Genomic DNA, 23,359 nt, shown 5'->3' with positions numbered 1-23,359 from the left:
AACAAAGTCCAGCCCGAACCGCTGCCGGTGCGCAAGATCGTTGCGGAAAGCCTGCGGAAACATGGCGGGGCGCGTGTGGCGGCGCGCCCCGGCGATGCGATCAGACGATCTTGAGATAATCGAGATAGGCGCCGTCGGGCGGGCCATCGAGCGCGCCCATCACCGGGGCGATCGCATCCTTGGGCAGCTGTTCGCCTGCCGCCTTGTGGGCATCGACCGAAGCCCATTTTTCGATGAACACGAAGCGGCGTTCGTTGCCGATGTCGCGCAGCAGCTCGACACCTTCGCAGCCGGCGAGCTTGCGCACCGCATCGGCAAGGCCGCCAAGCGCGGTTTCGAGCACCGCATCCTGGCCGGCGGCGGCGTGCATCACATAATGCCTTGCGACTGTCATGGCTGTTCCCTCCTGTTCGGCGATCAATCCTGCGGATTGATGGCGATAAGCTCGATATCGAAGGTCAACGTCGCGTCCGGCGGAATCACGCCGCCCGCGCCGGCGCTACCGTAAGCCAGTGCCGGGGGGATGACGAAACGATATTTCGAACCGACTTCCATGAGCTGGACGCCTTCCGCCCAACCCGGGATCACTTCGTCGAGGCCGAAGGTGACGGGTTCGTCATAGCGGCTGGCATCGAAGGTGGTGCCATCCGCCAGCATGCCGCGATAATTGACGCGGACGCGATCGGTGGCGGCGGGGCGCAGGGCCTTGCCCTTCGCCTTGCGCAGCACCTGATATTCGATGCCCGATGCCGTCTTGACCATGGGGGCGGGGTTCGCCGCGAGGGCCGGGGCGGCCGGAAGCGCCACGGCAAGCGCCAGCGCGGCGAAGAGCGCCCTCACGCGGCGGTCGTTTCGGTGACGCTGGGATCGACGCGGCGCAGGCGGGCGAATTCGTACACCTGACGGCCGACCAGTTCGAGCTGGTTGTTGGCGCCGGCATCGCTGCACACGCCGCCCTTGAAGATGCCGCCCGAGCTGTTGATCGCGGCGCCCAGCGGCGTCGGCCAGCCGCGCAGCGCGTGGACGATCGAGCGCAGCGTGGCGAGGGTGCTGCCGGTGGCCTGCCAGCCATAAGCGGTGGCGATCAGGCCGACGGGCACGCCATCGAGATAGACGCGCGCATCCTTCGACGTTTCTTCCAGATAATCGATCGCGTTCTTGACCAGGCCCGAGATGGAGCCGTGATAGCCGGGGCTGGCGACGATCACGCCATCGGCGCGGCGGATGGCTTCCACCAGTTCCTTGCCCTCGTTCGAGGCGGTGCTGGCTTCCGTCATATAATGGGGCAGCGCGGCGAGCGTGGCCGCGCCGAACAGCTTCACTTCGGCGCCCGCGCGTTCGGCCGAGGCGAGGGCGATCGCCAGCGCCTGTTCGGTCGAGGAATTGGCGCTTGCAGTGCCGCCGATCCCGACGATGAACGGCTTGTTGGCGGTCGAATCCGGCATCAGTATCTCCTTGGTGTCGGCGATGCGCTTGCCATGGGGGCGATGGCTTCGCAACGTCCGAACGGATGAGGGGCGGCCGGTGGCTGTTCCGCCACAGCATCCATGGCCCGCAATGCAAACTTCTGCCCGGCGGATCAGCCGGCCGGTGCGGCCCGCCGCATATGGAGCAAGGGATAAGGGCGGCCCTGATCGTCCGTGGGGGATCGGCCGAAGGCTGCGAAGCCCAGCCGTTCGTAAAAGCCGATCGCCTGGCCGTTCTGTTCGTTCACATCGACGGTGAGTATCGGGTGGATGGCGGCGCCGTGCGTGATCAGGGCGCGGCCGATGCCGGTGCCGCGACAGGCGGGATCGACGAACAGGGCGTCGATATGCGCGCCCGACATGCCGAGGAATGCGAGTGGCCTGTCGTTCGCGTCGACGGCGACCCACAGATCGGCGTGCGGCAGGAAATGGGCCACCATCGCCTCGATCGCGGTGAAATCGGCCGGGGTGAGGAAATCATGCGTGGCGCGAACGGCCTGGCGCCAGATATCGACATTGCGGGCGCCATCCTGGGCGCGGGATTTGCGGATGACGGCCATCGCCGCGGGGCTTGCAGGGCGTGGCGCGATGGTCAAGCCATTCTATTGCCGATGCCGGTGCGAGGATGGGATGACGGGGCGGCCGGCTGCGCCTAGAAGGGGGCATGCCCCGTCGCCAAAGCCCCGGCCTTCCCAGCCGCCAGCAAATCCTGGATTTCATCACCCAATCGCCCACGCCGGCCGGCAAGCGCGAGATCGCCAAGGCGTTCGGCCTTTCGGCGCAGGACAAGATCCTGCTGAAGGCGCTGTTGAAGGACATGGCCGACGAAGGGCTGATCGACAGCGCCCCCGGCCGCGCCTTTCACAAGATGGGCGGCGTGCCCAAGGTGACGGTGCTGCGCATCGTCGACGTGGATGGCGACCAGCCGGTCGCGGTGCCCGAGGTGTGGCATTCCGATGCGCCGCCGCCGAAGCTGCGCGTGATGGAGCGCGGGCGGAAGGGCCCAGCGCTAGGGCCGGGCGATCGCATTCTGGCGCGCACCGAGGAAAAGGGCGCCGGCTGGATCGCCCACCCGATGAAGCGGCTGGCGCGCGGCGAGGAACTGGTGCTGGGCGTGCTGCATGCCGAGGGCGACCGGCTGTGGCTGAAGCCGGTGGACAAGCGCGAGAAGCGGGACTGGCCGGTTTCCGACGCCGGCGGCGCCGGGCCAGGCGATCTTGTGCTGGCGGAAAAGGCCGGCCGACCGCCGCGCATGACGGTGAAGGTAAGCGAGAAGCTGGGCGATCCGTTCGCCCCGCGCAGCTTCAGCCTGATCGCGATCCACAAGCATGGCATTCCCAACCTGTTTTCCGAAGAGGTGATCGAGGAGGCCGAACGGGTTTCCAAGCTGCCCCTGGGCGAAGGGCGGGAGGACCTGCGCCACCTGCCGATCGTGGCGATCGATCCGGCCGATGCGCGCGACCATGACGATGCGGTGTGGGCCGCGCCCGATGACGATCCCGCCAATGCGGGTGGTTTCCGGGCGATCGTGGCGATTGCCGATGTCAGCTTCTATGTTCGCCCCGGCAGCCGGCTGGACAAGGAAGCGCGCAAGCGGGGCAACAGCGTTTATTTCCCCGATCGCGTGGTGCCGATGCTGCCCGAGACGCTGAGCGCGGACATGTGTTCGCTGAAAAGCGGGCAGGACCGCGCGGCGATGGCCTGCCACCTGACGATCGGCAAGGACGGCAAGCTCATTAACTGGCGCTTCACCCGCGCACTGGTGCGGATCGCGGCGAACATCGCTTATGAAGATGCGCAGGCGGCGATCGACGGGACGCTGGCGGGCGAGCCTTTTCCGCGCGCGCTGGTGGCCGATGCGCTGAAGCCGCTTTGGGCGTGCTGGAAGGCGCTGTCCAAGGCGCGGGACGCGCGCGCGCCGCTGGATCTGGACCTGCCCGAACGGCGGGTGATGCTGGACGAGAAGGGGCGCATCCTTTCGGTCGCGCCGCGCGAGCGACTGGATGCCCACCGCTTGATCGAAGATTATATGATCGCGGCCAATGTGGCGGCGGCAAAGGCGCTGGAGGCCCGGAAGGCCGAGGTGATGTATCGCCTGCACGAGCCGCCGAGCCGCGAGAAGCTGATCGCGCTGAAGGATTATCTGAAGACCTTCGGCATCGAGTTCGCCATGGGGCAGGTGATCCGCCCGGCGACGTTCAACCAGTTGCTCGGCCGGATCGACGCGGATGCCGAACATCGCCCGCAGGTGATGGAACAGGTGCTGCGCACGCAGACCCAGGCCTATTACGCCCCCCGCAATGTCGGCCATTTCGGGCTGGCGCTGGGCAGCTATGCGCATTTCACCAGCCCGATCCGCCGTTATGCCGACCTGTTGGTCCATCGATCGCTGGTGGCGGCCTATGCGCTGGACCCGGATGCCAAGGCGACGCGGCTGGCTGCCGAGGATGCGGCGCGGATGGAGCAGATCGGCACGATGATCAGCCAGGCCGAGCGCCGGGCGATGGAGGCCGAGCGCGAGACGATCGACCGCTATGTCGCCGCCTATCTGGCCGCGCATGTTGGCGATGTGATGGATACGCGGATCACCGGCGTGCAGAGCTTCGGCTTCTTCGCGACCGTGGTGGGGCTGGGCGGCGACGGGCTGGTGCCGGTTTCGACGCTGGGCGCCGAGCGTTTCCATTATGACGAGGGCGCGCAGGCGCTGGAGGGCGAGGAAAGCGGCGAACGCTATACGCCCGGCATGAAGATCCGGCTGCGGCTGGTGGAAGCCAACCCGATCAGCGGCAGCCTGCGCTTCGAACTGCCCGAGGGCGCGAACCACCTGGCCGTTCGGCGTGGTGGCAAGGATCGCAAGATCATGGGGCGGCGCGGGCGGCCGGCGAATATCCGCCACCAGGGCCGGCGTCGCTGATCGCGGCAGCCGGACGGACCTGAAAGAAAAAGCGCCGCCGGCCGGGTGGCCAGCGGCGCTCCATTCATGGGTGCGCGATCAGGCGAAGCTGACGGCGGTGCGCACCGTGCGGCGGCGCATCGCGCCACCGACGAGGCCGAAGCCCGAGATCATCATCGCCCAGCTGGCCGGTTCCGGCACCGCCGACAGCGTGATGTTGTCGACATAGCCGCCCAGCGATTCCGACGCGCCGGCCGCCGCGAAGGTCAGCGTCGTATCCTGATCGACGGTGAAATAGCCGCTGGTGACGTTGACCCAGTTGGTCGTGCTGCCACCGGCCGCGTCGGTGGTGCCCGGCGGATCGAGCAGGACGCCATCGAGGAACACTTCGATCCCGTTGCTGCCGGCGGCCACGCCCGGACGCGCCGAATAGAGGAAGCTCAGCTGATAGGTGCCGGCGCCGATGACGCGCGACATCGAGCTGTTGCGCGAGCTATCGAGTTCGACGAACACGTTGCCGCCGTTGGGCGCGGGCGCGCCGGCGACGTTGTTCTGCAGCTCGATCGGGTTGTTCGGGCCACCGGCCGTCCAGCCATCGGCTTCCTGGACGAACGTATACTGGCCGGCACCCGGGCCGCCAGCGACGTTTTCGAAGGTGGACTGGAACACGATCGCGGCATGGGCCGGGGCGATCACGGCGGTGCTGGCAAGCGCAGCGACAGTCAAGGCTTTGAACAAGGCAACCTCCCACATCAAACAGGTCGGCCCAATCAAAGCATGGAGCGTGCCAACTGCAGAAAACCGGGAGTTTCGAAAGTTAATGGGCCCGGCTGCGGGGTGGAAGTGTAAAATCCACCAACAGCCGGGCCGGCAAAATCAGGCGTCGCGGGTCAGGAAGGCCAAGGCGACATTTTCGAATTCGGCCTTGCGTTCGATCATCGCCCAATGGCCGCAATTAGGGAACACGTGCAGTTCCGCATTGGGGATCAGGCGGGTCGGCACCAGCGCGCCATCGAGCGGGTTCACCCGATCGTCGCGGCCCCAGGCGATCAGCGTCGGCGCCTGGATCTTGGGCAGGTAGGCGAAGCCCTGCACCGCATCCGGCCCGCGATTGAAGGCGGCGATCATGTCGAGCGCCTGCCGCGTATACATCTTCTTGCTGGTCGCCATCGTCACCGGATCGGTGGCCGATTTCCAGCGCATTTCCAGCAGTTCCTCGGTCAGGATCTTCTTGTCGAAGACCATGGATTCAAGCCACTGGATCAGCCGGTCCTTGGTCGGCTGCTCGATGAAATCGACCAGTCGCGTCAGGCCTTCGGCCGGGAACACGCTGAGCAGGCTGACGCCGATGCCGCCGATGGTGATGTAGCGGCCGACGCGATCAGGATGCTGCGCGGCGAAATGGCCGCCGACGATGCCGCCATAGCTGTTGCCGAGGATATGGGCGCGTTCGATGCCCATGCCGTTCAGGAAACGCAGCACCGATTCCACCGCCGACGGGATCGGCATGCCTTCCACCGGCGTGCTTTTGCCATAGCCCGGAAGATCGAGAATGATCGTGCGGAAATTCTTGGCGAAGAAGGGCAGGTTGTTGCCGAAATTGGCCCAGCCGGTGACGCCGGGGCCGGAGCCGTGGAGGAGGAGGAGCACTTCGCCCGAACCGGCTTCGTGATAATGCAGCGCCCCGCCGGCATCGTCCAATATCCGGCTGGTTTCCTCAAAGCTAAATGCCGACATGCGCATCCTCCAATCCTTGTCGGCGCGCATGTCGCATGAAAAACGCGAAAGGGGCAAGCGTTCGCGTTGGCGTTAGCGGGAAACCTGCACGAGCGGCAGATCGACCCGCTGACCCGCCGGCGGCAACGGGATATGCGTGTCGGTGATCCACAGCAGCGTGCCCGCGCCATCTTCGATCCGCGCGCTGACCGCGACGCGCGGGACTGACTGGACCTGGGCCGGATCATAATCCACCGCGAAGGGCAGCGGCACCTGCCGGCCCTGGGTGGGCAGGCGCTGTTCCGCGATCAGCCGCGCGGGCGCGTCCATGCGCGACACATCCTGAATACGGACGATCAGCACCGCATCGGGCGGCAGCGCGATGCGCTGGCGATAGGTGGCATTGCCTTCGAGACGCACCATCGACGCGCTCCCTTCGGGTCCGGGCGCCGGGCCGGTGGCATTGGATGTCTGGCAGCCGGCGGTGGCCAGCATCAGCAGCATGACGGGCAGGGCGGCTTTCATCGCATCTTTCCTCCGGTTCGGGCCAGGCGGTTGGCAGAATGACGGTTTTGCGCGGCATCGTCACGCTTCTGTTGGCGGCCATGTTGCGTTATATTGGGCTACTACACCTAATGGGAGCTCGTGGGGATGCTTCTTGGTAGCGTTTTGGCGGCCGCCATGTCCGCCTCGGCCATTCAGGCGCCGGTGCCGATGCCGCCTTCCGTCGTGGCCGCGACACCGGCACTCGATACCGAGGATGCCGAGACGCTGGCGACGCAGGTCGATGCGGCGCAGCGCATGACGGTGAACGTGTTCGTGAATGGGCGCGGGCCTTATCCCTTCGCGGTGGATACCGGATCGGACCGGACGGCGGTGGCGCGCAGCCTTTCCGAACGGCTGGACCTGCCCGATGGCAAGACGGCGACGATGCACAGCATGGGGGGATCGGGCCAGATCAGCACGGCGATGATCGATCGGTTGCAGGTGGGCGGCAAGGAGGTGCGCGATGTTCGCGCGCCGGTGCTGGCCGATCGCCATATCGGCGTGTCCGGCCTGCTGGGCGTCGACGGGCTGGCCGACCAGCGTGTCGAGATGGATTTCATCGCGGGCGAGATGAAGATCTACCCGTCGAAGGTGGTGCGCGAGCGTTCGGAGCCGGGGACGATCGTCGTCAAGGCGCGGCGCAAATATGGCCAGCTGATCCTGGTCGACGCCGATATCGATGGCGAGAAGGTGAACGTCATCCTCGATTCCGGCGCGCAGATTTCGGTCGGCAACAATGCGTTGCGGCGCAAGCTGGCGCGGAAGGGCAAGCAGGGCAGCGTCCAGCCGATTACGCTGATCGACGTTGCCGGCCGCGCGGTGGAGGCGGAGATGGGCGTGCTGCCCAAGATGCGCGTTGGCGGCCTACGGGTGGAAGGGCTGTCGATCGCCTGGACCGAGGCGCATCCGTTCAAGATGTTCGGGCTGACAAAGAAGCCCGCGATGTTGCTCGGCATGGACCTGCTGCGCACCTTCGAGCGCGTGTCGGTGGACTTCGGCAACAAGAAGGTGCGGTTCATGCCGCGCGAGCAGGGCAGGCGCGGGCTGGCGAGCCGGGATCGCACCAGCCCGCCGCCGGCGGTTACAGGCGGGGGAGCGTAACCCCGCGCTGGCCCATATATTTGCCGGCGCGATCGGCATAGCTCGTCTCGCACGGCTCATTGCCCTGCAGGAACAGGAACTGGCAGGCGCCCTCGTTCGCATAGACCTTGGCGGGAAGAGGCGTAGTGTTGGAGAATTCCAGCGTCACATGGCCTTCCCAGCCGGGTTCGAGCGGGGTGACGTTCACGATGATGCCGCAGCGCGCATAAGTGGACTTGCCGAGGCAGATCACCAGCACGTCGCGCGGCACGCGGAAATATTCGACCGTGCGGGCGAGCACGAAGCTGTTGGGCGGGATGACGCAGACATCGGTCTGCCGGTCGACGAAGCTGTTGGCGGCGAAGTCCTTCGGATCCACCGTCGCCGAATCGACATTGGTGAAGATCTTGAACTCGTTGGCGACGCGCGCGTCATAGCCATAGGAGGACAGGCCATAGCTGATGCAGCCATCGCGCCGCTGGGCTTCGACAAAGGGTTCGATCATCCCGTCCGCCAGCGCGCGCTCGCGGATCCACTTATCGGACATGATGGACATCAGTTCATTCCCAGATCGTCTGGCCCGAAGGCGTGAGGCAGGAGTTCGGATAACAGATGGCGTTCGATGCGCATGCCATCGGCCGATGCGCAATGGACGACGATATCGCGGCCGCCCATCTGGGCGGCTTCGGTGAGGATCTGGCGGCAGCGGCCGCAGGGGCGCACCGGATCGGACCCGTCCAGCCCGGTCGGGCGGATGCGTCCGCCGACGATGCCGATCGCGACGATATCGCGCAGCCGCCCGGCCGCATTGGCGGCCGCGACCGCCACGGTTTCGGCGCAGAGCGACAGGCCGTAGCTGGCATTTTCCATATTGGTGCCGGAAATGACCGCGCCATCATCGAGCAGGAGCGCGGCGCCAACGGCGAAGCGCGAATAAGGCGCATGCGCGTTGCCCGCGGCCTCGCGCGCGGCATCGAGCAGGATCGCGCCCGCGACATCGGAGAGATCGACTTCAGCCACGCGCCACCTCAACCACGGATGTGCAGCACGCAGATGAGGGTGAACAGACGGCGCGCCGTATCGAAATCCACGTCGATCTTTCCCTGAAGCCGTTCCTTGAGCAGTTCGGCGGCGTCGTTGTGGATGCCGCGCCGGGCCATGTCCACCGTTTCGATCTGCTGCGGCGTCGCCTGGCGGATCGCCTGATAATAGCTGTCGCAGATCGCGAAATAATCCTTGATCGGCCGGCGGAAGCGGCCGAGCCCCAGGATCAGCGTTTCGAGCAGATGTTCGTCGGCGCTGAAAATGTCGATCGCCAGCCGCCCTTCCTCGACCCGGAGGCCGATGCGGAAGGGGCCGGCATAGCCGTGCGGATATTCGCGCTCGGGCTGGAAATGATTGCCTTCAAGCAGATCGAAGATCGCGATCCGACGTTCCTGCTCCACATCGGCATTGCGCCAGATGATCGTCTTGTCGTCGAGATCGACGGCGATGATGCGCGGATCGGCCATAGGTTTCCGGCCGCTGTTATCCGAGCGGCCGGAAAAGCGCAAAGGGGACGCCGATCAGCCGGCGACGTGGACGGTGACGTTGGCGCTCGATCCGGCGACGAGCGCCCGATCGGGCTTGCAATCAAGCTCGATGCGGACGGGGACGCGCTGGGTGACCTTCACCCAGTTGCCGGTGGCATTCTGGGCCGGGAGCATCGAGAATTGCGATCCCGTGCCCGAACCGATGCTGCCGACATGCGCGGCGCAATCGCGGCCGCCCATCGAATCGAATTCCACATCCGCCTTCTGGCCGACACGGACCTTGGCGAGCTGGGTTTCCTTGAAATTGGCATCGACCCAATAATGGCCGCCGGCGACCAGCGTGACGCTGGTCAGCGTGGCGATGGCGGTCGATCCGGGCTGGAGCTTGTCGACCTGGACGACGACGCCATCCGCAGGCGCGCGGACTTCGGTGCGACGCAGATCGAGCGCCGCCTTGTCGCGCGCGGCGATGGCCGAGGCGATCTGCGGGTGGAGGCCGCTGGCGCCGGTGCCGAGCATGGCGCGCGCCGCGCTGGCATCCGCCGAGGCAACGGCCCGCTTGGCTTCGGCCGAAGCGAGCGCCGCCCGTGCCGCATCATAAGCGGCGCGCGTGGTGAAGCCCTTGTCCAGCAGATCCTTCTGCCGCGAGTAATTTTCGCGCGCGAGCTGCACGTCCGACGCCGAGGCGCCGATGTCCGCCGACTTGGAGACATAGTTGCTCGACAGCTCGTTGATCGAGATGCGGGCATTGCCGACCGCGGCTTCGGCCTGGGCGAGCGCGATGCGATAGGGTTCGGGATCGATGCGGAAGAGCAGGTCGCCCGCCTTCACCTTCTGGTTTTCGCGCACCGCGACCTCGATGACGCGGCCGCCGACTTCGGGCGAGATGCTGATGATGTCCGCGCCGACCTGCGCGTTATCGGTGGAAACCGAACGCCCGCTCGTCGCCCAGAACCAGATGCCGCCCGCCACGATGAGCACCGGCACCGAGAGCATCAGCGGCAGCCGCCACCAGGGGCGGCGGGGGGAGGCGAGCACCGCTTCGCCGTCCGCGGTGATGGATGTCATCTCGTTCATGCAACCTGTTTCCGTCCGTCTTCGCGCAGCGCCTCGCGGAGGCGCTTCAAGCTGTCAATCAATTGATCTCTTTCCTCGTCGCCGAGGGCGGCCATGGCCTCCTGCTCCATGTCGAGGCCGATCTGGGTCAGCCGGTCGACGATGGCATGGGCGGGTGGCAGCAAATGGAGACGCCACACCCGGCGATCGCGGGGATCGGAGCGGCGCTCGACAAGGCCGGCTTCGGCCAGGCGATCGACCATCCGGCAGAGCGTGATTCGCTCCACCTCCAGCCGATCGGCCAGTTCGGCCTGATTGAGCCCTTCGTCGCGCGCGATGTGGAACAGAGCGCGCCACTGCTGGCGCGTCACACCGAGATCGCGGGCGCGCGCATCGAAGCGGTAGCGGAACGCCCGCGCCGTATCGTGCAGCAGAAAGCCGACGCTTTCGGTGGAGATTGTAGCCATGCTTACATTATCATGGCTTATGATGATGATTGCAAGGGGCCAATCCACCCCCATTTTTATTCATGACTTGTCCACAGGCTTATCCCCGGTCGCCGCGCGATTGCCGTTTGTAATCCGGGGCCGCGGGAGCGATGTAGGCGCATGGCCGAACCGATCAGAATGATGCCCGCGAATCCCGCTGACACCGCCGAACTGCCCCGCAATGTCGAAGCGGAGGCGGCGCTGCTGGGCGCGCTGATGATCGACAACCGGCTGTGCGAAGACGTGCAGGTGAAGCTGCGCGCCGAGCATTTCTACGAGCCGGTGCACGGCCGCGTCTATGAAGCGATCCTGAAGCTGGTCGACCGCAACATGGTGGCCAATCCCGTCACGCTGCGCCCCATGTTCGAGGCGGACGAGGCGATGAAGCAGCTTGGCGGGCCGGGCTATCTGGCGCAGCTGACCGGATCGGGCGCGGCGCTGATCGGCGCGCGCGATTTCGCGACGCAAATCTACGATCTCGCCTTGCTGCGCGAACTGATCGGCGTGGGCCGCCACATGGTGGAAAACGCGCTCGACACCAGCGAGGCGGTGGACCCCAAGAGCCAGATCGAGGCGGCCGAAGTGGCGCTGTATCGCGTGGCGGAAGAGGGCGGCGAGACCGGCAGCGTCAAGAGCTTTGGCCAGGCGACCAAGGTTGCGGTGGAAAATGCGGAGCGCGCGCTCAATTCGGGCGGGCATGTTTCGGGCATCACCACCGGCCTCGATACCGTCAACGCGCGGATGGGCGGCCTTCACCGGTCTGACCTTATCATCCTCGCCGGCCGTCCGGGCATGGGCAAGACGTCGCTTGCCACCAACATCGCTTTCAACGCGGCGATCCGCCGCATCCGCGACCGCGAGGACGGCATACCCGACGCGAAATCGGTGGGCGCGGGCGTGGCCTTTTTCAGCCTCGAAATGTCGGCCGACCAGCTGGCGACGCGTATCCTGTCCGAACAGGCGGAAATCAGTTCGCAGAAGCTGCGCATGGGCGACATCAGCCACCATGATTTCCGCAACCTTGCCCGCGCGGCGGCGGAGTTGGAGAGCCTGCCGCTCTATATCGACGACACGCCCGGCCTGACGATTGCCGCGCTGCGCACCCGTGCGCGCCGGCTGAAGCGGCAGCGCGGGATCGACATGATCATCGTCGACTATCTGCAGCTGCTGCAGGGATCGGGCAATTCGCGCGACGGCAACCGCGTGCAGGAGATTTCGGAAATCAGCCGTGGCCTGAAGCAACTGGCCAAGGAGCTGCACGTTCCGGTGATCGCGCTGTCGCAGCTGAGCCGTGCGGTGGAGCAGCGCGAGAACAAGCGCCCGCAGCTTTCCGACCTTCGTGAATCGGGCTCGATCGAACAGGACGCCGATATCGTCTGGTTCGTCTATCGCGAGGAATATTACATCAATTTCGAGAAGCCGAAGGAGGCTTCGATCGAGGCCGGCGACGATGCCGGGGCGGTGAGCGCGTTCGATATCTGGCAGAAGCGGATGGCCGATGCCCATGGGCTGGCCGAGCTGGTGATCGCCAAGAACCGTCACGGCGCGACGGCGACGGTGACGATGAAGTTTGAAAGCAAGTTCACCAAGTTCAGCGATCTGGCCGACGACCGTTACGGCGCGCCGCCGATGTGAGCGGCGGCGCGGGTGGGCCGCGCCGCGCTTCGCAATCAGATCCAGGTGCGGATGCCGGCGTCGACCGCGACGCGGCTGGTGGACTGCGCCATGATGCGGCGGAGCTTGGCCACCGCCATTTCCAGCGGCAACGGCTTGGAGATGTAGAAGCCCTGGACGTGGCTGCACCCCCAGGCGCGGAGCGCGGAAACGTCGCCGGCATCCTCGACGCCTTCGGCCACGACCTCGATACCCAGATTGCGCCCGATATCGATCACGCCCTTCACCAGCGTGGAATTGCGTTCGAGCAGGATGCGGCCGCCGCGCAGGAAGCTCTGATCGAGCTTGAGCCGGTCGATGATGAAATCGCCCAGATAGGATAGCGACGAATAGCCGGTGCCGAAATCGTCGAGCGCGAGCTTGTAGCCGCGTTCCTTCAACCCCTGCAGGATCGCGCGGACATTATCGGTGCGGTTGAGCAGGATGCCTTCGGTGATCTCGAACATGATCGAGCCGGGATCGACGCCGAATTCGGCCTGCGCCTGATCGATGATGTCGAGCAGATCGGGGCTTTGGATCTGAAGCGGCGACAGGTTGATCGCGGTGTGGACGCCCGGCCATTGCAGCGAATCCTCGAACCCGCGACGGATGATCCATGCGCCGAGCGCGGGCATCAGCCCCAGCCGTTCGATGATCGGGATGAAGATGTCGGGCGTGGTGGCCATGTCCGACTTGAGGCGGATCAGCGCCTCCATGCTGGAAGGCTGATCATTGGCGAGGCAGATGATCGGCTGATAGTGCAGTTCGAAATCGCCGTCGTGGACAGCGGTGGCGAGGCGATGTTCGAGCGCCTTGGCGGCCGCGATCTTTTCGCCCAGATCGGGGCGATAGACGACATAGCGGCCCTTGCCGCCGGCCTTCGCGTCGTAAAGCGCGATATCGGCGTGGCGCATCAGTTCCACCGCGTCGCGGCCATGTTCGGGCGACTGGGCGATGCCGGCCGACAGGCTGAGCGACAAGGCAAGGCTGTCGACCCGGAAGGTCCGGCCGATCAGATGGGCGATCTTGCCGCCAAGGGTATCGGCATCGCGTTCCGGGCTTTCGTCGATGATCGCGAATTCATCACCGCCGATGCGCGCGACCAGATAATGCGCCTCGACGAACTCTTCGGTAAGCTGGGCCGCGATCCAGCGGATCAGATCGTCGCCCACGCCATGGCCAAGGGTATCGTTGACCGACTTGAAATCATCGACGTCGATGAAGGCGATCTGGCAGCGGCGGACGCCGACGATCTCGTTCAGCCGTTGCGAGAAGCGGCGCCGGTTGGGCAGGCCGGAAAGCTCGTCATTGTTCGCTAGGTAATCGGATCGATTACCATTGAGCCGGGCGCGGCGGCGCAGGCCGCGCATGCGGATCGACCATGCGCTGAGCAGGGCGGTGAGCAGCGCGGCGACGACGAGGATCGCCGGCAGCACGCCGAAGAGCAGGGCATCGCCGGGGCGGCTGGGCGTCCAGATCAGGCGTTCGATGGGCTGGCCGTCATCGGCGTGGAGGATGAGGCTGTCCTTGCCGATCGGCGTCGAGGCGGCGAGGGGGGCCGCGCGCAGGCCGCCGAGCGCGAGAACATCGTCGAACATCTCCAGCCGGCGCTTGCCGATGGGGACGAAGGCGGTGAGCACATAGGCCTGATCGCCCCGGCCGGCGAGGACCGAGGCGACGATGGTCGCTTCGTTCTGGATGTTGAGCAGGTGGGCATCGGCACGCAGCGCCTTGTCCAGCCCCACTGTTTCGATGCCATAGGCATCGGGCGAGACATCGCGTTCGCGGAGATTGTGGCGTTCGCCGCTGCGCGCCGCGCCGATCGTGTCGGCGGCCTGATAGGCAATGGCCTCCGCCTCGGACCGCAGCACCGGGCTGCCGTGGCGATAGGCATAGACGACGCCCTGGCGATTGGTGACGAGCACGGCGCGGTGGCCGAAGGCGCGGGCCTGGACATTGCCGAATTCGCGATCGAGCCATTCGCGCGCGCCGGCTTCGTCGATCCGATCGAGATGGGTGATGATATCGGGGCTTTGCGCGGCCGAGCGGAGATGCGTGACCGCCGTGATCGCCGACTGGGCATAGGCGTTCTGGATCAGGCTGGCCTGCTCGTTGCGGGCGAAGCGGTTCATCTGCGTGCCGAAATGCCAGGCGATGAACGCCCCCAGCGCGCACATGGCGATGATGATCGAGACCCACGAGACCCAGCGACGGCTCAGCGTCAGCAAACGGATCAACATTGAAGCCCCCTGCGCCCACAACACGCCGGCCGCTTATAAAATACGCAAGCGGCCGGCCTTATCGATGTAGGAAAGTTTCGGGTCCGACCAAAATGATCGGCCGACTTTTTCTGCCGGGCCGGGCCGAGCGGCGGTGCTGTTCAGGAGGTTGGAAAGGGGAAGGGGGGGCGCCGTGCGCCGGTGCCGGAGGACGCGAACCGCCCTCCGACAGGAATACGCGTCAGAGGCGCAGGCCGGCCGTTTCGCCGAGGCCGCACATCAGGTTGAGGTTCTGCACGGCTGCGCCGCCGGCGCCCTTGCCGAGATTGTCCAGCGCGGCGACGAGGCGGATCTGCCCGGTCTTGTCGTTGCCGAAGGCGAACAGATCGAGGCGATCGGTGCCGGCCGCCTGTTCGAGCGTGAGCAGCGCATGATCGCCGGTATCGACGCGGACCACGGGGCTGCCGCGATAGGCTTCGACCAGTGCGTCACGCACCTGCGCGAGGCTGCCCTTCAGCCAGACCGGGTGGACCGGCACTTCGACCAGCATGCCGCGATAGGTGCGGGCCACTGCCGGCAGGAAGATCGGCGGATGCGCAAGACCGGCATGGCCCTGCATTTCGGGCACATGCTTGTGCGCGAGGTCGAGGCCGTAGATACGGAACGCCGTGTCGGTCGCATCGGACGCGTCCGCCTGTTCGAACGCGGCAATCAGCGATTTGCCGCCGCCCGAATAGCCCGACGTGGCGTTCACCGACAGCGGGGCATCGGCCGCGAGCAGCCCGGCCCGGACGAGCGGGCGGACGAGCGCGAGGAAGCCGGTGGGGTAGCAGCCCGGATTGGAAACGCGCTTCGCAGTCGCCAGTTCGGCGCGGCGTTCGGGTTCGATCTCGGCGAAACCATAGGTCCAGCCCGGCGCGGTGCGGTGTGCGGTGGACGCGTCGATCACGCGGGTATCCGGATTGGCGATCAGCGCCACCGCCTCGCGCGCGGCATCATCGGGCAGGCAGAGGATCACCGCGTCGGCGGCGTTCAACATTTCCGCGCGCGCGGCCGCGTCCTTGCGGCGTTCATCGGGAATGTGGAGCAGCGTGACATCGCTGCGATCGGCCAGCCGTTCGCGGATTTCGAGGCCGGTGGTGCCGGCGGCGCCGTCGATGAAAACCTTCGTCGTCATGCCAAAATTCTCCGCCGCGCGATGACCGGCTGTTCGTGATCGACCGACAGGCGCGCCACGACATCCGCCAGCGGTTCGCGCACGACTGCCATCCAATGGGCGTTGGCGTGGACCAGCGTTTCGGCATCCGCCATCAGACCGACATGGCCGGGGAAGAAGACGAGATCGCCGCGCCGGAGCGCCTCGCCCGTCGCGATATCGCTGCCCAGTTCGCGCTGCTGATCACTGTCGCGCGGGGCGGCGATGCCGCACGCGGCGAGCGCGAGCTGGACGAGGCCGGAGCAGTCCACGCCATCGCCGCCGCGCCCGCCCCAGCGATAGGGCTGGCCGATCAGTTGTTCGGCGACGGCGACGGGATCGGCCGCGACGTCCGCAATCGGGGCTGCGTGGCGACGGTGGACGAAGCCATCGGCGGTCTTGAAGAATTCGCCTTCCGCCGTGGCCGCGAACCGGCTGCCGACGGGGAGCGTGCGGACGACCGGCGCCTTGATGTCGGCAGCGGCAAAGACCAAAGCCGCAGCGGCGGTGACGACATGATCGGGTTCGGCCGCTTCGCCGAGCGCCGCGAACGGCAGATAGCCGACATAATGATCGTGCAGGCCATAACCCCACGCCCAGCCGCCTTCATTGTCGATGACGGCGAAGTCTTCACCGAAAGCGAGTTGCGACACCGCGCGCGCATCGGCCGACGGGCCATCGCGCAACGCAACTGACGGGACGATGACGCGAAGCGCTTCGGCGGCCGCATAATGGGGCGCGAAAACCCGGTCGGCGAGCTCGATATCGGCAATGTCCTTGCGGACGGCATAGATTCGCGGATCGAGGTGCACGCTCGGCCCGGTCAGGCGGAAGCGTTCAGCCCGCGACCTGGCTGGCGATGGCTGGGTCGGATGGCCTGCCGCCACCCCCGATGAGTTTGCCGAAGCTTGCAAGAAATTCCGCTCCCTTGTCCGTGCGTGCAACGAAGATGTTGCGGCGATCGGACTCGTCCCGTTCGCGGCGCAGATAGCCGAGGCTGCCAAGCGTGTTCAAGGCGCGTGTCACCACGGGCTTCGAAACGCCGAGCAAATGCGCCAGGCCGCGCACGGTGTGCGGCCCCGGCATCAGATACACGGCCATCAGCAACGCCATCTGGCGGTTGGTCAGATCGGGACTGCCCGAGCGGACATAGCGCACCAGAGCGTCCATCCAATCCGAGAGCGATCGTTCCGGCACTTGGCTCGCCTCGTAGGTTGCGGGGGCGAAATTGACCCACATCCGCAACAACCAGCCAAGGCGCTGGTGGTTTCATCGCCTCGTCACGGCAGCGTAAAAAAGTGCGGCGGCCGGATCAGGCCGGAAAGCGCACCCGCAGCATATCCCATGCGGCGCGCAGGCCGAGCGCATCGCCGCCGCGCGGCCGGCCGGGCTTGGCCGTCGGGCGCCAGGCGAAGGTATCGAAATGCGCCCAAGCGGTTGTGACGGGAACGAATTTCTGGAGGAACAGCGCGGCCGTGACCGAGCCCGCCATCCCGCCTTCGCCGGCATTGTTGATATCGGCGATGGTGGATTTGAGCATGTCGGCATAGCCCGCCCACAAGGGCAGGCGCCAGATCGGATCGGAAACGCGCGTCGCTGCGGCGAGAAGATCGTCGGCGAGCGCATCTTCATTGACGAACAATGCGGGCAGATCGGGGCCGAGCGCGACCCGTGCCGCGCCGGTGAGCGTAGCGAAATCAAGCAGCAGCACCGGTTCATGCTCGACCGCGCGGGCGAGTGCATCGCCCAGGATCAGCCTGCCTTCCGCATCGGTGTTGCCGATTTCGACGGTCAGGCCCTTGCGGCTTTTGAGGATATCGCCGGGGCGGAAGGCATCGGCCGAAATGGCATTTTCGACCGCCGGGATCAGCAGGTGAAGCCGGACGGGCAGGCGCGCCTGCATGACCAGCGACGCCAGCGCGAGGGCATGGGCAGCGCCGCCCATATCCTTCTTCATCAAGAGCATGCCCGACGACGGCTTGATATCGAGGCCGCCCGAATCGAAGCAGACGCCCTTGCCGACGATGGCGACGCGCGGATGGGCGGGATCGCCCCATTCCAGCTCGATCAGCCGGGGCCCGCGTTCGCGGGTGGCGGCGCGGCCGACGGCGGCGACCATGGGATAGCCCTGGGCCAGCGCATCGCCCTGGATGACGGTGAAGTTTGCGCCGTTGGCGTTGGCCGCGGCTTCGACCGCCTGGGCCAATTCGGCCGGGCCCATATCACCGGCGGGGGTGTCGACAAGATCGCGGACCAGCGCGACGGCGCCGGCGATGCGCACCGCTTCGTCGATGCGGGCGGCTTCGCCGGTCAGCAACACGCGTTGCGGGATCGCTTCGGGTTCGCCGCGATAGCGATCGAAGCGGTGGTGGGCGAGGAGCCAGCCAAGCGCGGCGGCGCCGGCATCCCCTTCGGCCAGGCGATAGGCGCCGGCGGGCAGGCGCGCGACGATGCCGGCGAGATCCCACGGGCCAGCGGTTTCGGGCATGCCGACGGCGACCGCCCAATCTTCCGGCTTGGCGCCGGGAAGCAGCGCGAATTCACCGGGCTTGCCCTTGAACAAGGCGGCTTCGACGGCGCTGCGCGCGCGTTCCGGCTGGCCGGCGAGCCAATCATCAAACCCGGCCTTGCGCACGGTGTGGACAAGGTGCGCCGGCTGGCCGCGATCGGGCTGAAGGAGGCTCGCAAAATCGGTCATGCCATGTTCCTAAAGCCTGATCCTGTGCCGTGGAAGCGCAACGCGCCTGCCACCCGAAACGATCGAGCGGCAGCCGGTATCCCCGGGGAGCGCGCGGCGTGCCGGTTCATGCAGGATGTGTCAGTTTTCGGTTTCCACGCCGAACAGATCATGATCGTCGGCGTCCTCGATCAGCACGCGGACGATATCGCCGGCCTTGAGATGGCCGGCATCGCGCAGATGGACCTCGCCGTCGATTTCGGGCGCATCGGCCTTGGACCGGCCGGTGGCGCCGCCGTCTTCGCTATCGACAGCATCGATGATCACGTCGAGCGTGCGGCCGATCTTGGCCTGCTGCTTGGCAGCGGAGATCGCGGCCGTCTTTTCCATGATCCGCGCGTAGCGTTCTTCCTTCACCTCTTCGGGCACCGGGTTGGGAAGGGCGTTGGCGGCGGCCCCCTCCACAGGCTCGAAGCGGAAGGCGCCGACGCGATCGAGCTGGGCTTCGTCCAGCCAATCGAGCAGATATTGGAAATCTTCTTCCGTTTCGCCGGGGAATCCGACGACGAAGGACGAACGCACCGCGATATCCGGCGCGATCGCGCGCCACGCCTTCAGCCGTTCGAGCACCTTGGCCTCGTTGGCCGGGCGCTTCATCGCCTTCAGCACATTGGGGCTGGCATGTTGGAACGGAATGTCGAGATAGGGCAGGATCAGCCCTTCGGCCATCAGCGGGATGACCTGATCGACATGGGGGTAGGGGTAGACATAGTGCAGCCGCACCCATGCACCCAGCTTGCCCAGTTCGCGGGCCAGATCGGTCATGTGGGCGCGCACTTCGCCACCCTTCCACGGGCGGGGCTGGTGCTTGATGTCGACACCGTAGGCCGACGTGTCCTGGCTGATGACCAGCAGCTCCTTCGTCCCTGCCTCGACCAGCTTTTCGGCTTCGCGCAGGATGGCGTCGGGCCGGCGGCTGACGAGATCGCCCCGGATCGACGGGATGATGCAGAAGGCGCAGCGATGGTTGCAGCCTTCTGAAATCTTCAGATAGCTGTAGTGGCGCGGCGTCAGCTTCAGATCGCGTTCCGGCACGAGATTGATGAAGGGCGAAGGCGGCACGGGCGCGGCGTCATGGACGGCGCCGACCACCGCTTCATATTGGTGCGGGCCGGTGACGGCGAGCACGTCGGGGAAGCGCTGGCGGATCACGTCCGCCTCATTGCCCATGCAGCCGGTGACGATGACGCGGCCGTTTTCCGCAATCGCCTCGCCAATCGCCTCCAGGCTTTCTTCCTTGGCGCTGTCGAGGAAGCCGCAGGTGTTGACCAGCACGACATCGGCATCGTCATAATCGCCGGACATCTGATAGCCGTCCGCACGCAGCTTGGTGAGGATGCGTTCGCTGTCGACCAGCGCCTTGGGACAGCCGAGCGAGACCATGCCGATTTTCGGCGGGGAGGGGAGTTTCGTTGCCATGAGCGCGCGCCACATAGTGGATCACGACGCATTTTGCGAGGGGGGCGACGGAATCGGCGTGCAATCGGCGGATTTGCGTGGGTCGCCGGGCCGGGGCAAAGGCTGGCGGCACGCGAATCCGTCTCATCGCCGGGCGGATTGGTCGCGCCACACTGCCCTTGTCGGCAGGCGGGCCGCAATCAGGCGTCAGTTGTTTTGCGTTCGGAGTATCGAATGGAAGGGCCAGAGGCCATGCGGGAGGAGGCGGACCGTGCCCGGCGGATCGCCGCGCGATCGCATAATGAAGGGCTGATCAAGACCTTGTCGGACTATGCCGACGAACTTGAGCGGCGGATCGCGCAATGGCATGCCGGGGCCGAGGCGGCACGGCTGTAGCTGTCGGGCGTAAACGCCTATCTGCGGCTCAAACGCCTATCTGCGGCTGCGGCCCCGGCCCGGCACGATTTCGACGATGATGTCGCCCGGCTCGATCCGGCCGGCCTCGCCCTCCCAGAAGCCATGCGGGATGCCGTCGCGATAGACGCGGACGCCGAGGCCGGTGGCGATTTCGGACAGCGCCTTGCCGATATCATCGGTGGTCGCGGGCCGTTCGCGCAACGCGACGCGGCCGTCGGTGGCGGCGAGATCGGCCAGATATTCGGCGATATGCGGCCCGTGGGTCGATCCTGCGAGGAGCAGGCCGGAGAAGCTGACCGGGTTGATCACCGTTGTGGCGCCGGCCTGGCGGGCGAGCGCTTCATTATCTTCGGATCGGATGACGACGCTGATCGGCAGATCGGGCGCCAGCCGGCGGGCGGTGAGGACGATCAGGATAGAGGTATCGTCTCGCCCGGCCGATACGATCATCGCGCGGGCGCGTTCGACATGAACGGCCTCCAGCGTCGCATTGCGGGTGGAATCGCCTTCGAGCACCGAAATGCCCATGTCCTCGGCCTCGGTGATAGCAGCGTTGCGGCCGTCGATGACGACGATTTCGTGCGGCAGCGTGCCCCGCGCGATCAGTTCGCGAACCGCTTCCGAGCCGCTGGTGCCGAAGCCCGTCACCACGATATGCCCGTGCAGATTGCGCTGGATCCGGCTCATCCGCCATTTCTCCCATGTGCGCTTGAAGATGAAATCATAGGCCGTGCCCAGGAAGATCAGCCAGACGAACAGGCGGATCGGCGTGACGACGAACGTATCGAACATCCGGGCCCGATCCGTCACCGGCACGATATCGCCGAAACCCACTGTGGTGACGGTGATCATCGTGAAATAGAGCACGTCGGTGAAGCTGACATGCCCGTCGATATTGTCCTGCAGCCCGCCCCGATCGAACCAGTGGACCGCCAGCGCGATGGCGATCAGGCCAAGGGCGAACAGCACGCGCAGCAGCAGCGAGAACCAGATCGGCAAGGCCGATTTGCGCCGGAGCGGCGCGAAACGCGGGACCTGGAAGATCGGCGGACGGCGGCTCAACGGCGTTTGGGCAGATGGGCCAGCGGATCGACGGGCTTGGCCCCCTGGCGGATTTCGAAATGGAGCTGCGGGCCATCGACATGGCCGCTGGCGCCGGCGCGCGCGATCGTCTGCCCGCGCTTCACGGCCTGGCCGCGCGATACCAGCAGTTCGGATGCATGGGCATAAGCGGTCGTCCAGGTATCGCTGTGGCGGATCAGGATCAGCCCACCATAAGCCGAAAGATCGCTGCCCGCATAGGCCACGACGCCATCGGCCGCCGCCATGACCGGCGCGCCCATGCTGGCCGCGATGTTGACGCCATTGTTGCGCCGGCCGCTGCCGAAGCTGCCGAAGCCGCGCTTGATGCTGCCCTGCAACGGCCAGTCGAAGCGGCCGGAAAAGGGCTGGGCGGCGGCCACGGCTTCGGTGGCGGGCAGCGGGGTGGTGCGCGGTGCGGTGGAAACCGGCTTGGCGGGCCGGGCCGTTTCGGCCAGCGCCGGTTCGCCACCGGTGATGAGATCGTCGATATCGAGATCGAAGGCGGCGGCGCGTTCTTCCATCGACATGCGATCGACTTCGGTGGTGGACGGCAGCAGCAGTCGCTGGCCGGTGCGCAGGATATAGGGTTCTTCGAGCGCGTTGAGTTCGGCGATGCGCTGCCATTCGACGCCATAAGCCCGCGCGATGGCGATGCCGGTTTCGCCCGAGCCGACCTGATGCCAGCGGCCCGCCGGTATCTTCAGCCGCTGGCCGATGCGGATCAGGAAGGGCGGGTGCAGATCATTGGTCCGCGCGATCGCTTCCGATCCCGCGCCCGTCTTGTCCGACACACGGCGCAGCGTATCGCCGCTGACCACCCGGTAGGTGCCACCACGGCTTTCGGTGGCGTTGGGCGTGACGGGCTTCACTGCGAAGGGCGAAGGGGCTGCGGCCGGCGGTTGCGGCACCGGCTGCACGGCGGGAGGCGGGGCCGGCGTGGCGGGCACCGGATCGGGCGAGCCGCCGCGCGGGGCCACGCAGGCCGAAAGCGACGCGGCGGTCAGGAGCGGCAGGGCGTAGCGGGGGGCTGGCCGGAAGGGCATGGAATCCTGTGTATGAAATTGCCGTCCGGCTGAAAATAGCGTCTGCTTCTAAATGCCTTGATATGCCTCGCGCAGCCGATCGAGCGAGGCGTGGTGGGTCAGATCGAGATGAAGCGGGGTGACCGAGACGAAACCGTCGGCCACCGCTTCCAGATCGGTATCATGCTTGGGCGTGGGCACCGCCCCGCCAAGGCCGAACCAATAATAGTTATAGCCGCGCGGATCGGTGCCCTTCACGATGCGCAGCCGGCCATAATCGCGAATGCCCTGGCCGACGACGCGCACGCCCCGCACCTGATCGGCGGGCAAAGCGGGGAAGTTGACGTTGACGAGCGTGCCCGGCGTCCACGGACCGGCGATCAGCGGCGCAAGCACCTTGGCGCCCCAGGCCTCGGCGGCGGAAAAAGGCACGGCATCGCCCATCGCTTCGCGGGCATAGACCTGGCTGAGCGCGATCGAGCGGAAACCGGCCAGCGCGCCCTCCATCGCGGCCGAGACCGTGCCCGAATAGGTGACGTCCTCGCCCAGATTAGCGCCACGGTTGACGCCCGAGAGCACCAGATCGGGCGGCCCGTCCTTCATGATTTCGGCAACCGCCATCATCACCGAATCGGTGGGCGTGCCGGTGACCGAGAAGCGCCGTTCGCCATGCTTGCGCAGCCGCACCGGCCGGGTGAGCGTGAGCGAATGGCCCGCGCCCGACATTTCTTCCGACGGGGCGACGATGGTGATGTCGTCCGAAATCGTCCGCGCGATGGTTTCGAGCACGGCGAGCCCGGGGGCGTGGATGCCATCATCATTGGTGAGCAGGATGCGCATCGCCGTCCCCTTGGTTGG

At 66.3% G+C, this 23,359-nt stretch carries 25 protein-coding genes; 4 read left to right on the top strand and 21 right to left on the bottom strand.

All coding sequences use genetic code 11. From position 1 onward, the window contains the following. Nucleotides 1-100 precede the first annotated feature (100 nt). The 4 genes from CHB74_RS13735 to CHB74_RS13720 all read right to left on the bottom strand — a co-directional run bounded on the left by CHB74_RS13735 (nucleotide 101) and on the right by CHB74_RS13720 (nucleotide 2,026). A complete protein-coding gene (locus CHB74_RS13735) occupies nucleotides 101-394 on the bottom strand; it encodes a putative quinol monooxygenase (protein ID WP_089220196.1) in 294 nt (97 codons plus the stop codon). A 23-nt stretch (nucleotides 395-417) separates the two neighbouring features. Beyond that, nucleotides 418-840: an FKBP-type peptidyl-prolyl cis-trans isomerase gene (locus CHB74_RS13730; RefSeq protein ID WP_245842913.1), complete on the bottom strand. Its 423-nt coding sequence runs from the start codon at nucleotides 838-840 to the stop codon at nucleotides 418-420. Next, entirely contained in the window at nucleotides 837-1,445 is a 609-nt protein-coding gene (locus CHB74_RS13725; protein ID WP_089220210.1) for an NADPH-dependent FMN reductase, read from the bottom strand. The genes CHB74_RS13730 and CHB74_RS13725 overlap by 4 nt, the downstream gene beginning before the upstream one ends. 134 nt (nucleotides 1,446-1,579) lie before the next feature. Beyond that, on the bottom strand, nucleotides 1,580-2,026 hold the full coding sequence (locus CHB74_RS13720; protein ID WP_089220195.1) for an acetyltransferase: 447 nt from the start codon (nucleotides 2,024-2,026) through the stop codon (nucleotides 1,580-1,582). Nucleotides 2,027-2,130: 104 nt separating this feature from the next. On the opposite strand from CHB74_RS13720, the gene CHB74_RS13715 reads away from it, so the two are divergent. Continuing rightward, a complete protein-coding gene (locus CHB74_RS13715) occupies nucleotides 2,131-4,380 on the top strand; it encodes a ribonuclease R family protein (protein WP_089220194.1) in 2,250 nt (749 codons plus the stop codon). Nucleotides 4,381-4,458: 78 nt separating this feature from the next. Here the strand turns inward: CHB74_RS13715 and CHB74_RS13710 are convergent, their stop codons facing one another. The 3 genes from CHB74_RS13710 to CHB74_RS13700 form a co-directional block, all read right to left on the bottom strand. Continuing rightward, nucleotides 4,459-5,085, bottom strand: a complete 627-nt coding sequence (locus tag CHB74_RS13710) for a PEPxxWA-CTERM sorting domain-containing protein (protein WP_245842912.1) — start codon at nucleotides 5,083-5,085, stop codon at nucleotides 4,459-4,461. A gap of 150 nt (nucleotides 5,086-5,235) precedes the next feature. Then, on the bottom strand, nucleotides 5,236-6,096 hold the full coding sequence (locus CHB74_RS13705) for an alpha/beta fold hydrolase (protein WP_245842911.1): 861 nt from the start codon (nucleotides 6,094-6,096) through the stop codon (nucleotides 5,236-5,238). Nucleotides 6,097-6,168: 72 nt separating this feature from the next. Then, nucleotides 6,169-6,600, bottom strand: a complete 432-nt coding sequence (locus CHB74_RS13700) for a YbaY family lipoprotein (protein ID WP_089220191.1) — start codon at nucleotides 6,598-6,600, stop codon at nucleotides 6,169-6,171. A 156-nt stretch (nucleotides 6,601-6,756) separates the two neighbouring features. Here CHB74_RS13700 and CHB74_RS13695 point away from each other — a divergent pair, with 156 nt between their 5' ends. Continuing rightward, complete coding sequence (locus CHB74_RS13695) at nucleotides 6,757-7,722, top strand: retroviral-like aspartic protease family protein (RefSeq protein ID WP_245842910.1); 966 nt, start codon at nucleotides 6,757-6,759, stop codon at nucleotides 7,720-7,722. Here the strand turns inward: CHB74_RS13695 and dcd are convergent. Genes dcd through CHB74_RS13670 form a run of 5 tightly spaced genes read right to left on the bottom strand, consistent with a single transcriptional unit; the run spans nucleotide 7,703 to nucleotide 10,756 of the window. Continuing rightward, complete coding sequence (gene dcd, locus CHB74_RS13690; protein WP_089220189.1) at nucleotides 7,703-8,257, bottom strand: dCTP deaminase; 555 nt, start codon at nucleotides 8,255-8,257, stop codon at nucleotides 7,703-7,705. The two genes, CHB74_RS13695 and dcd, sit on opposite strands and share 20 nt — an antisense overlap. Beyond that, entirely contained in the window at nucleotides 8,257-8,721 is a 465-nt protein-coding gene (locus CHB74_RS13685) for a cytidine deaminase (RefSeq protein WP_089220188.1), read from the bottom strand. Before CHB74_RS13685 ends, dcd begins: the two co-directional genes overlap by 1 nt. 8 nt (nucleotides 8,722-8,729) lie before the next feature. Continuing rightward, the gene (locus tag CHB74_RS13680) at nucleotides 8,730-9,212 is read right to left on the bottom strand and encodes a UPF0262 family protein (RefSeq protein WP_089220187.1); all 483 of its coding nucleotides are present in this window, start codon (nucleotides 9,210-9,212) and stop codon (nucleotides 8,730-8,732) included. A 54-nt stretch (nucleotides 9,213-9,266) separates the two neighbouring features. Beyond that, nucleotides 9,267-10,310 carry an HlyD family secretion protein gene (locus tag CHB74_RS13675; protein ID WP_089220186.1) on the bottom strand — a complete coding sequence of 348 codons (1,044 nt, stop codon included), beginning with the start codon at nucleotides 10,308-10,310 and terminating at the stop codon, nucleotides 9,267-9,269. Then, a complete protein-coding gene (locus CHB74_RS13670) occupies nucleotides 10,307-10,756 on the bottom strand; it encodes a MarR family winged helix-turn-helix transcriptional regulator (protein ID WP_089220185.1) in 450 nt (149 codons plus the stop codon). Before CHB74_RS13670 ends, CHB74_RS13675 begins: the two co-directional genes overlap by 4 nt. 141 nt (nucleotides 10,757-10,897) lie before the next feature. Here CHB74_RS13670 and CHB74_RS13665 point away from each other — a divergent pair, with 141 nt between their 5' ends. Further along, nucleotides 10,898-12,412 (top strand): replicative DNA helicase, encoded by a 1,515-nt coding sequence (locus tag CHB74_RS13665; protein WP_089220184.1) that lies wholly within the window; start codon nucleotides 10,898-10,900, stop codon nucleotides 12,410-12,412. A gap of 35 nt (nucleotides 12,413-12,447) precedes the next feature. Here CHB74_RS13665 and CHB74_RS13660 read toward each other — a convergent pair whose 3' ends face one another. The 6 genes from CHB74_RS13660 to rimO form a co-directional block, all read right to left on the bottom strand. Continuing rightward, entirely contained in the window at nucleotides 12,448-14,670 is a 2,223-nt protein-coding gene (locus CHB74_RS13660; protein ID WP_089220183.1) for a putative bifunctional diguanylate cyclase/phosphodiesterase, read from the bottom strand. Nucleotides 14,671-14,890: 220 nt separating this feature from the next. Next, nucleotides 14,891-15,826, bottom strand: coding sequence for an N-acetyl-gamma-glutamyl-phosphate reductase (gene argC, locus CHB74_RS13655; protein ID WP_089220182.1), 936 nt, complete (start codon nucleotides 15,824-15,826; stop codon nucleotides 14,891-14,893). Next, nucleotides 15,823-16,656 (bottom strand): C40 family peptidase, encoded by an 834-nt coding sequence (locus CHB74_RS13650; protein ID WP_089220181.1) that lies wholly within the window; start codon nucleotides 16,654-16,656, stop codon nucleotides 15,823-15,825. The genes argC and CHB74_RS13650 overlap by 4 nt, the downstream gene beginning before the upstream one ends. 25 nt (nucleotides 16,657-16,681) lie before the next feature. Continuing rightward, the gene (locus tag CHB74_RS13645; protein ID WP_089220208.1) at nucleotides 16,682-17,014 is read right to left on the bottom strand and encodes a MarR family transcriptional regulator; all 333 of its coding nucleotides are present in this window, start codon (nucleotides 17,012-17,014) and stop codon (nucleotides 16,682-16,684) included. 142 nt (nucleotides 17,015-17,156) lie between these two features. After that, a complete protein-coding gene (locus tag CHB74_RS13640) occupies nucleotides 17,157-18,542 on the bottom strand; it encodes a leucyl aminopeptidase family protein (RefSeq protein ID WP_089220180.1) in 1,386 nt (461 codons plus the stop codon). Between the two features lie 120 nt (nucleotides 18,543-18,662). Further along, the gene (gene rimO / locus CHB74_RS13635) at nucleotides 18,663-20,000 is read right to left on the bottom strand and encodes a 30S ribosomal protein S12 methylthiotransferase RimO (protein WP_089220207.1); all 1,338 of its coding nucleotides are present in this window, start codon (nucleotides 19,998-20,000) and stop codon (nucleotides 18,663-18,665) included. Nucleotides 20,001-20,213: 213 nt separating this feature from the next. On the opposite strand from rimO, the gene CHB74_RS22040 reads away from it, so the two are divergent. Then, complete coding sequence (locus tag CHB74_RS22040; protein ID WP_179220842.1) at nucleotides 20,214-20,375, top strand: hypothetical protein; 162 nt, start codon at nucleotides 20,214-20,216, stop codon at nucleotides 20,373-20,375. 36 nt (nucleotides 20,376-20,411) lie between these two features. Here CHB74_RS22040 and CHB74_RS13630 read toward each other — a convergent pair whose 3' ends face one another. Genes CHB74_RS13630 through surE form a run of 3 tightly spaced genes read right to left on the bottom strand, consistent with a single transcriptional unit; the run spans nucleotide 20,412 to nucleotide 23,341 of the window. Next, on the bottom strand, nucleotides 20,412-21,458 hold the full coding sequence (locus CHB74_RS13630) for a potassium channel family protein (protein WP_245842909.1): 1,047 nt from the start codon (nucleotides 21,456-21,458) through the stop codon (nucleotides 20,412-20,414). Further along, the gene (locus tag CHB74_RS13625; RefSeq protein ID WP_089220179.1) at nucleotides 21,455-22,522 is read right to left on the bottom strand and encodes a M23 family metallopeptidase; all 1,068 of its coding nucleotides are present in this window, start codon (nucleotides 22,520-22,522) and stop codon (nucleotides 21,455-21,457) included. The genes CHB74_RS13630 and CHB74_RS13625 overlap by 4 nt, the downstream gene beginning before the upstream one ends. A 48-nt stretch (nucleotides 22,523-22,570) precedes the next feature. Further along, entirely contained in the window at nucleotides 22,571-23,341 is a 771-nt protein-coding gene (surE, locus tag CHB74_RS13620) for a 5'/3'-nucleotidase SurE (RefSeq protein ID WP_089220178.1), read from the bottom strand. Nucleotides 23,342-23,359 lie beyond the last annotated feature (18 nt).

Source organism: Edaphosphingomonas laterariae (genome assembly GCF_900188165.1).
GTDB lineage: Bacteria > Pseudomonadota > Alphaproteobacteria > Sphingomonadales > Sphingomonadaceae > Sphingomonas_E > Sphingomonas_E laterariae.
Note: the sequence above shows the minus strand (reverse complement) of the source record. Positions and strands in the feature narration are given on the sequence as shown.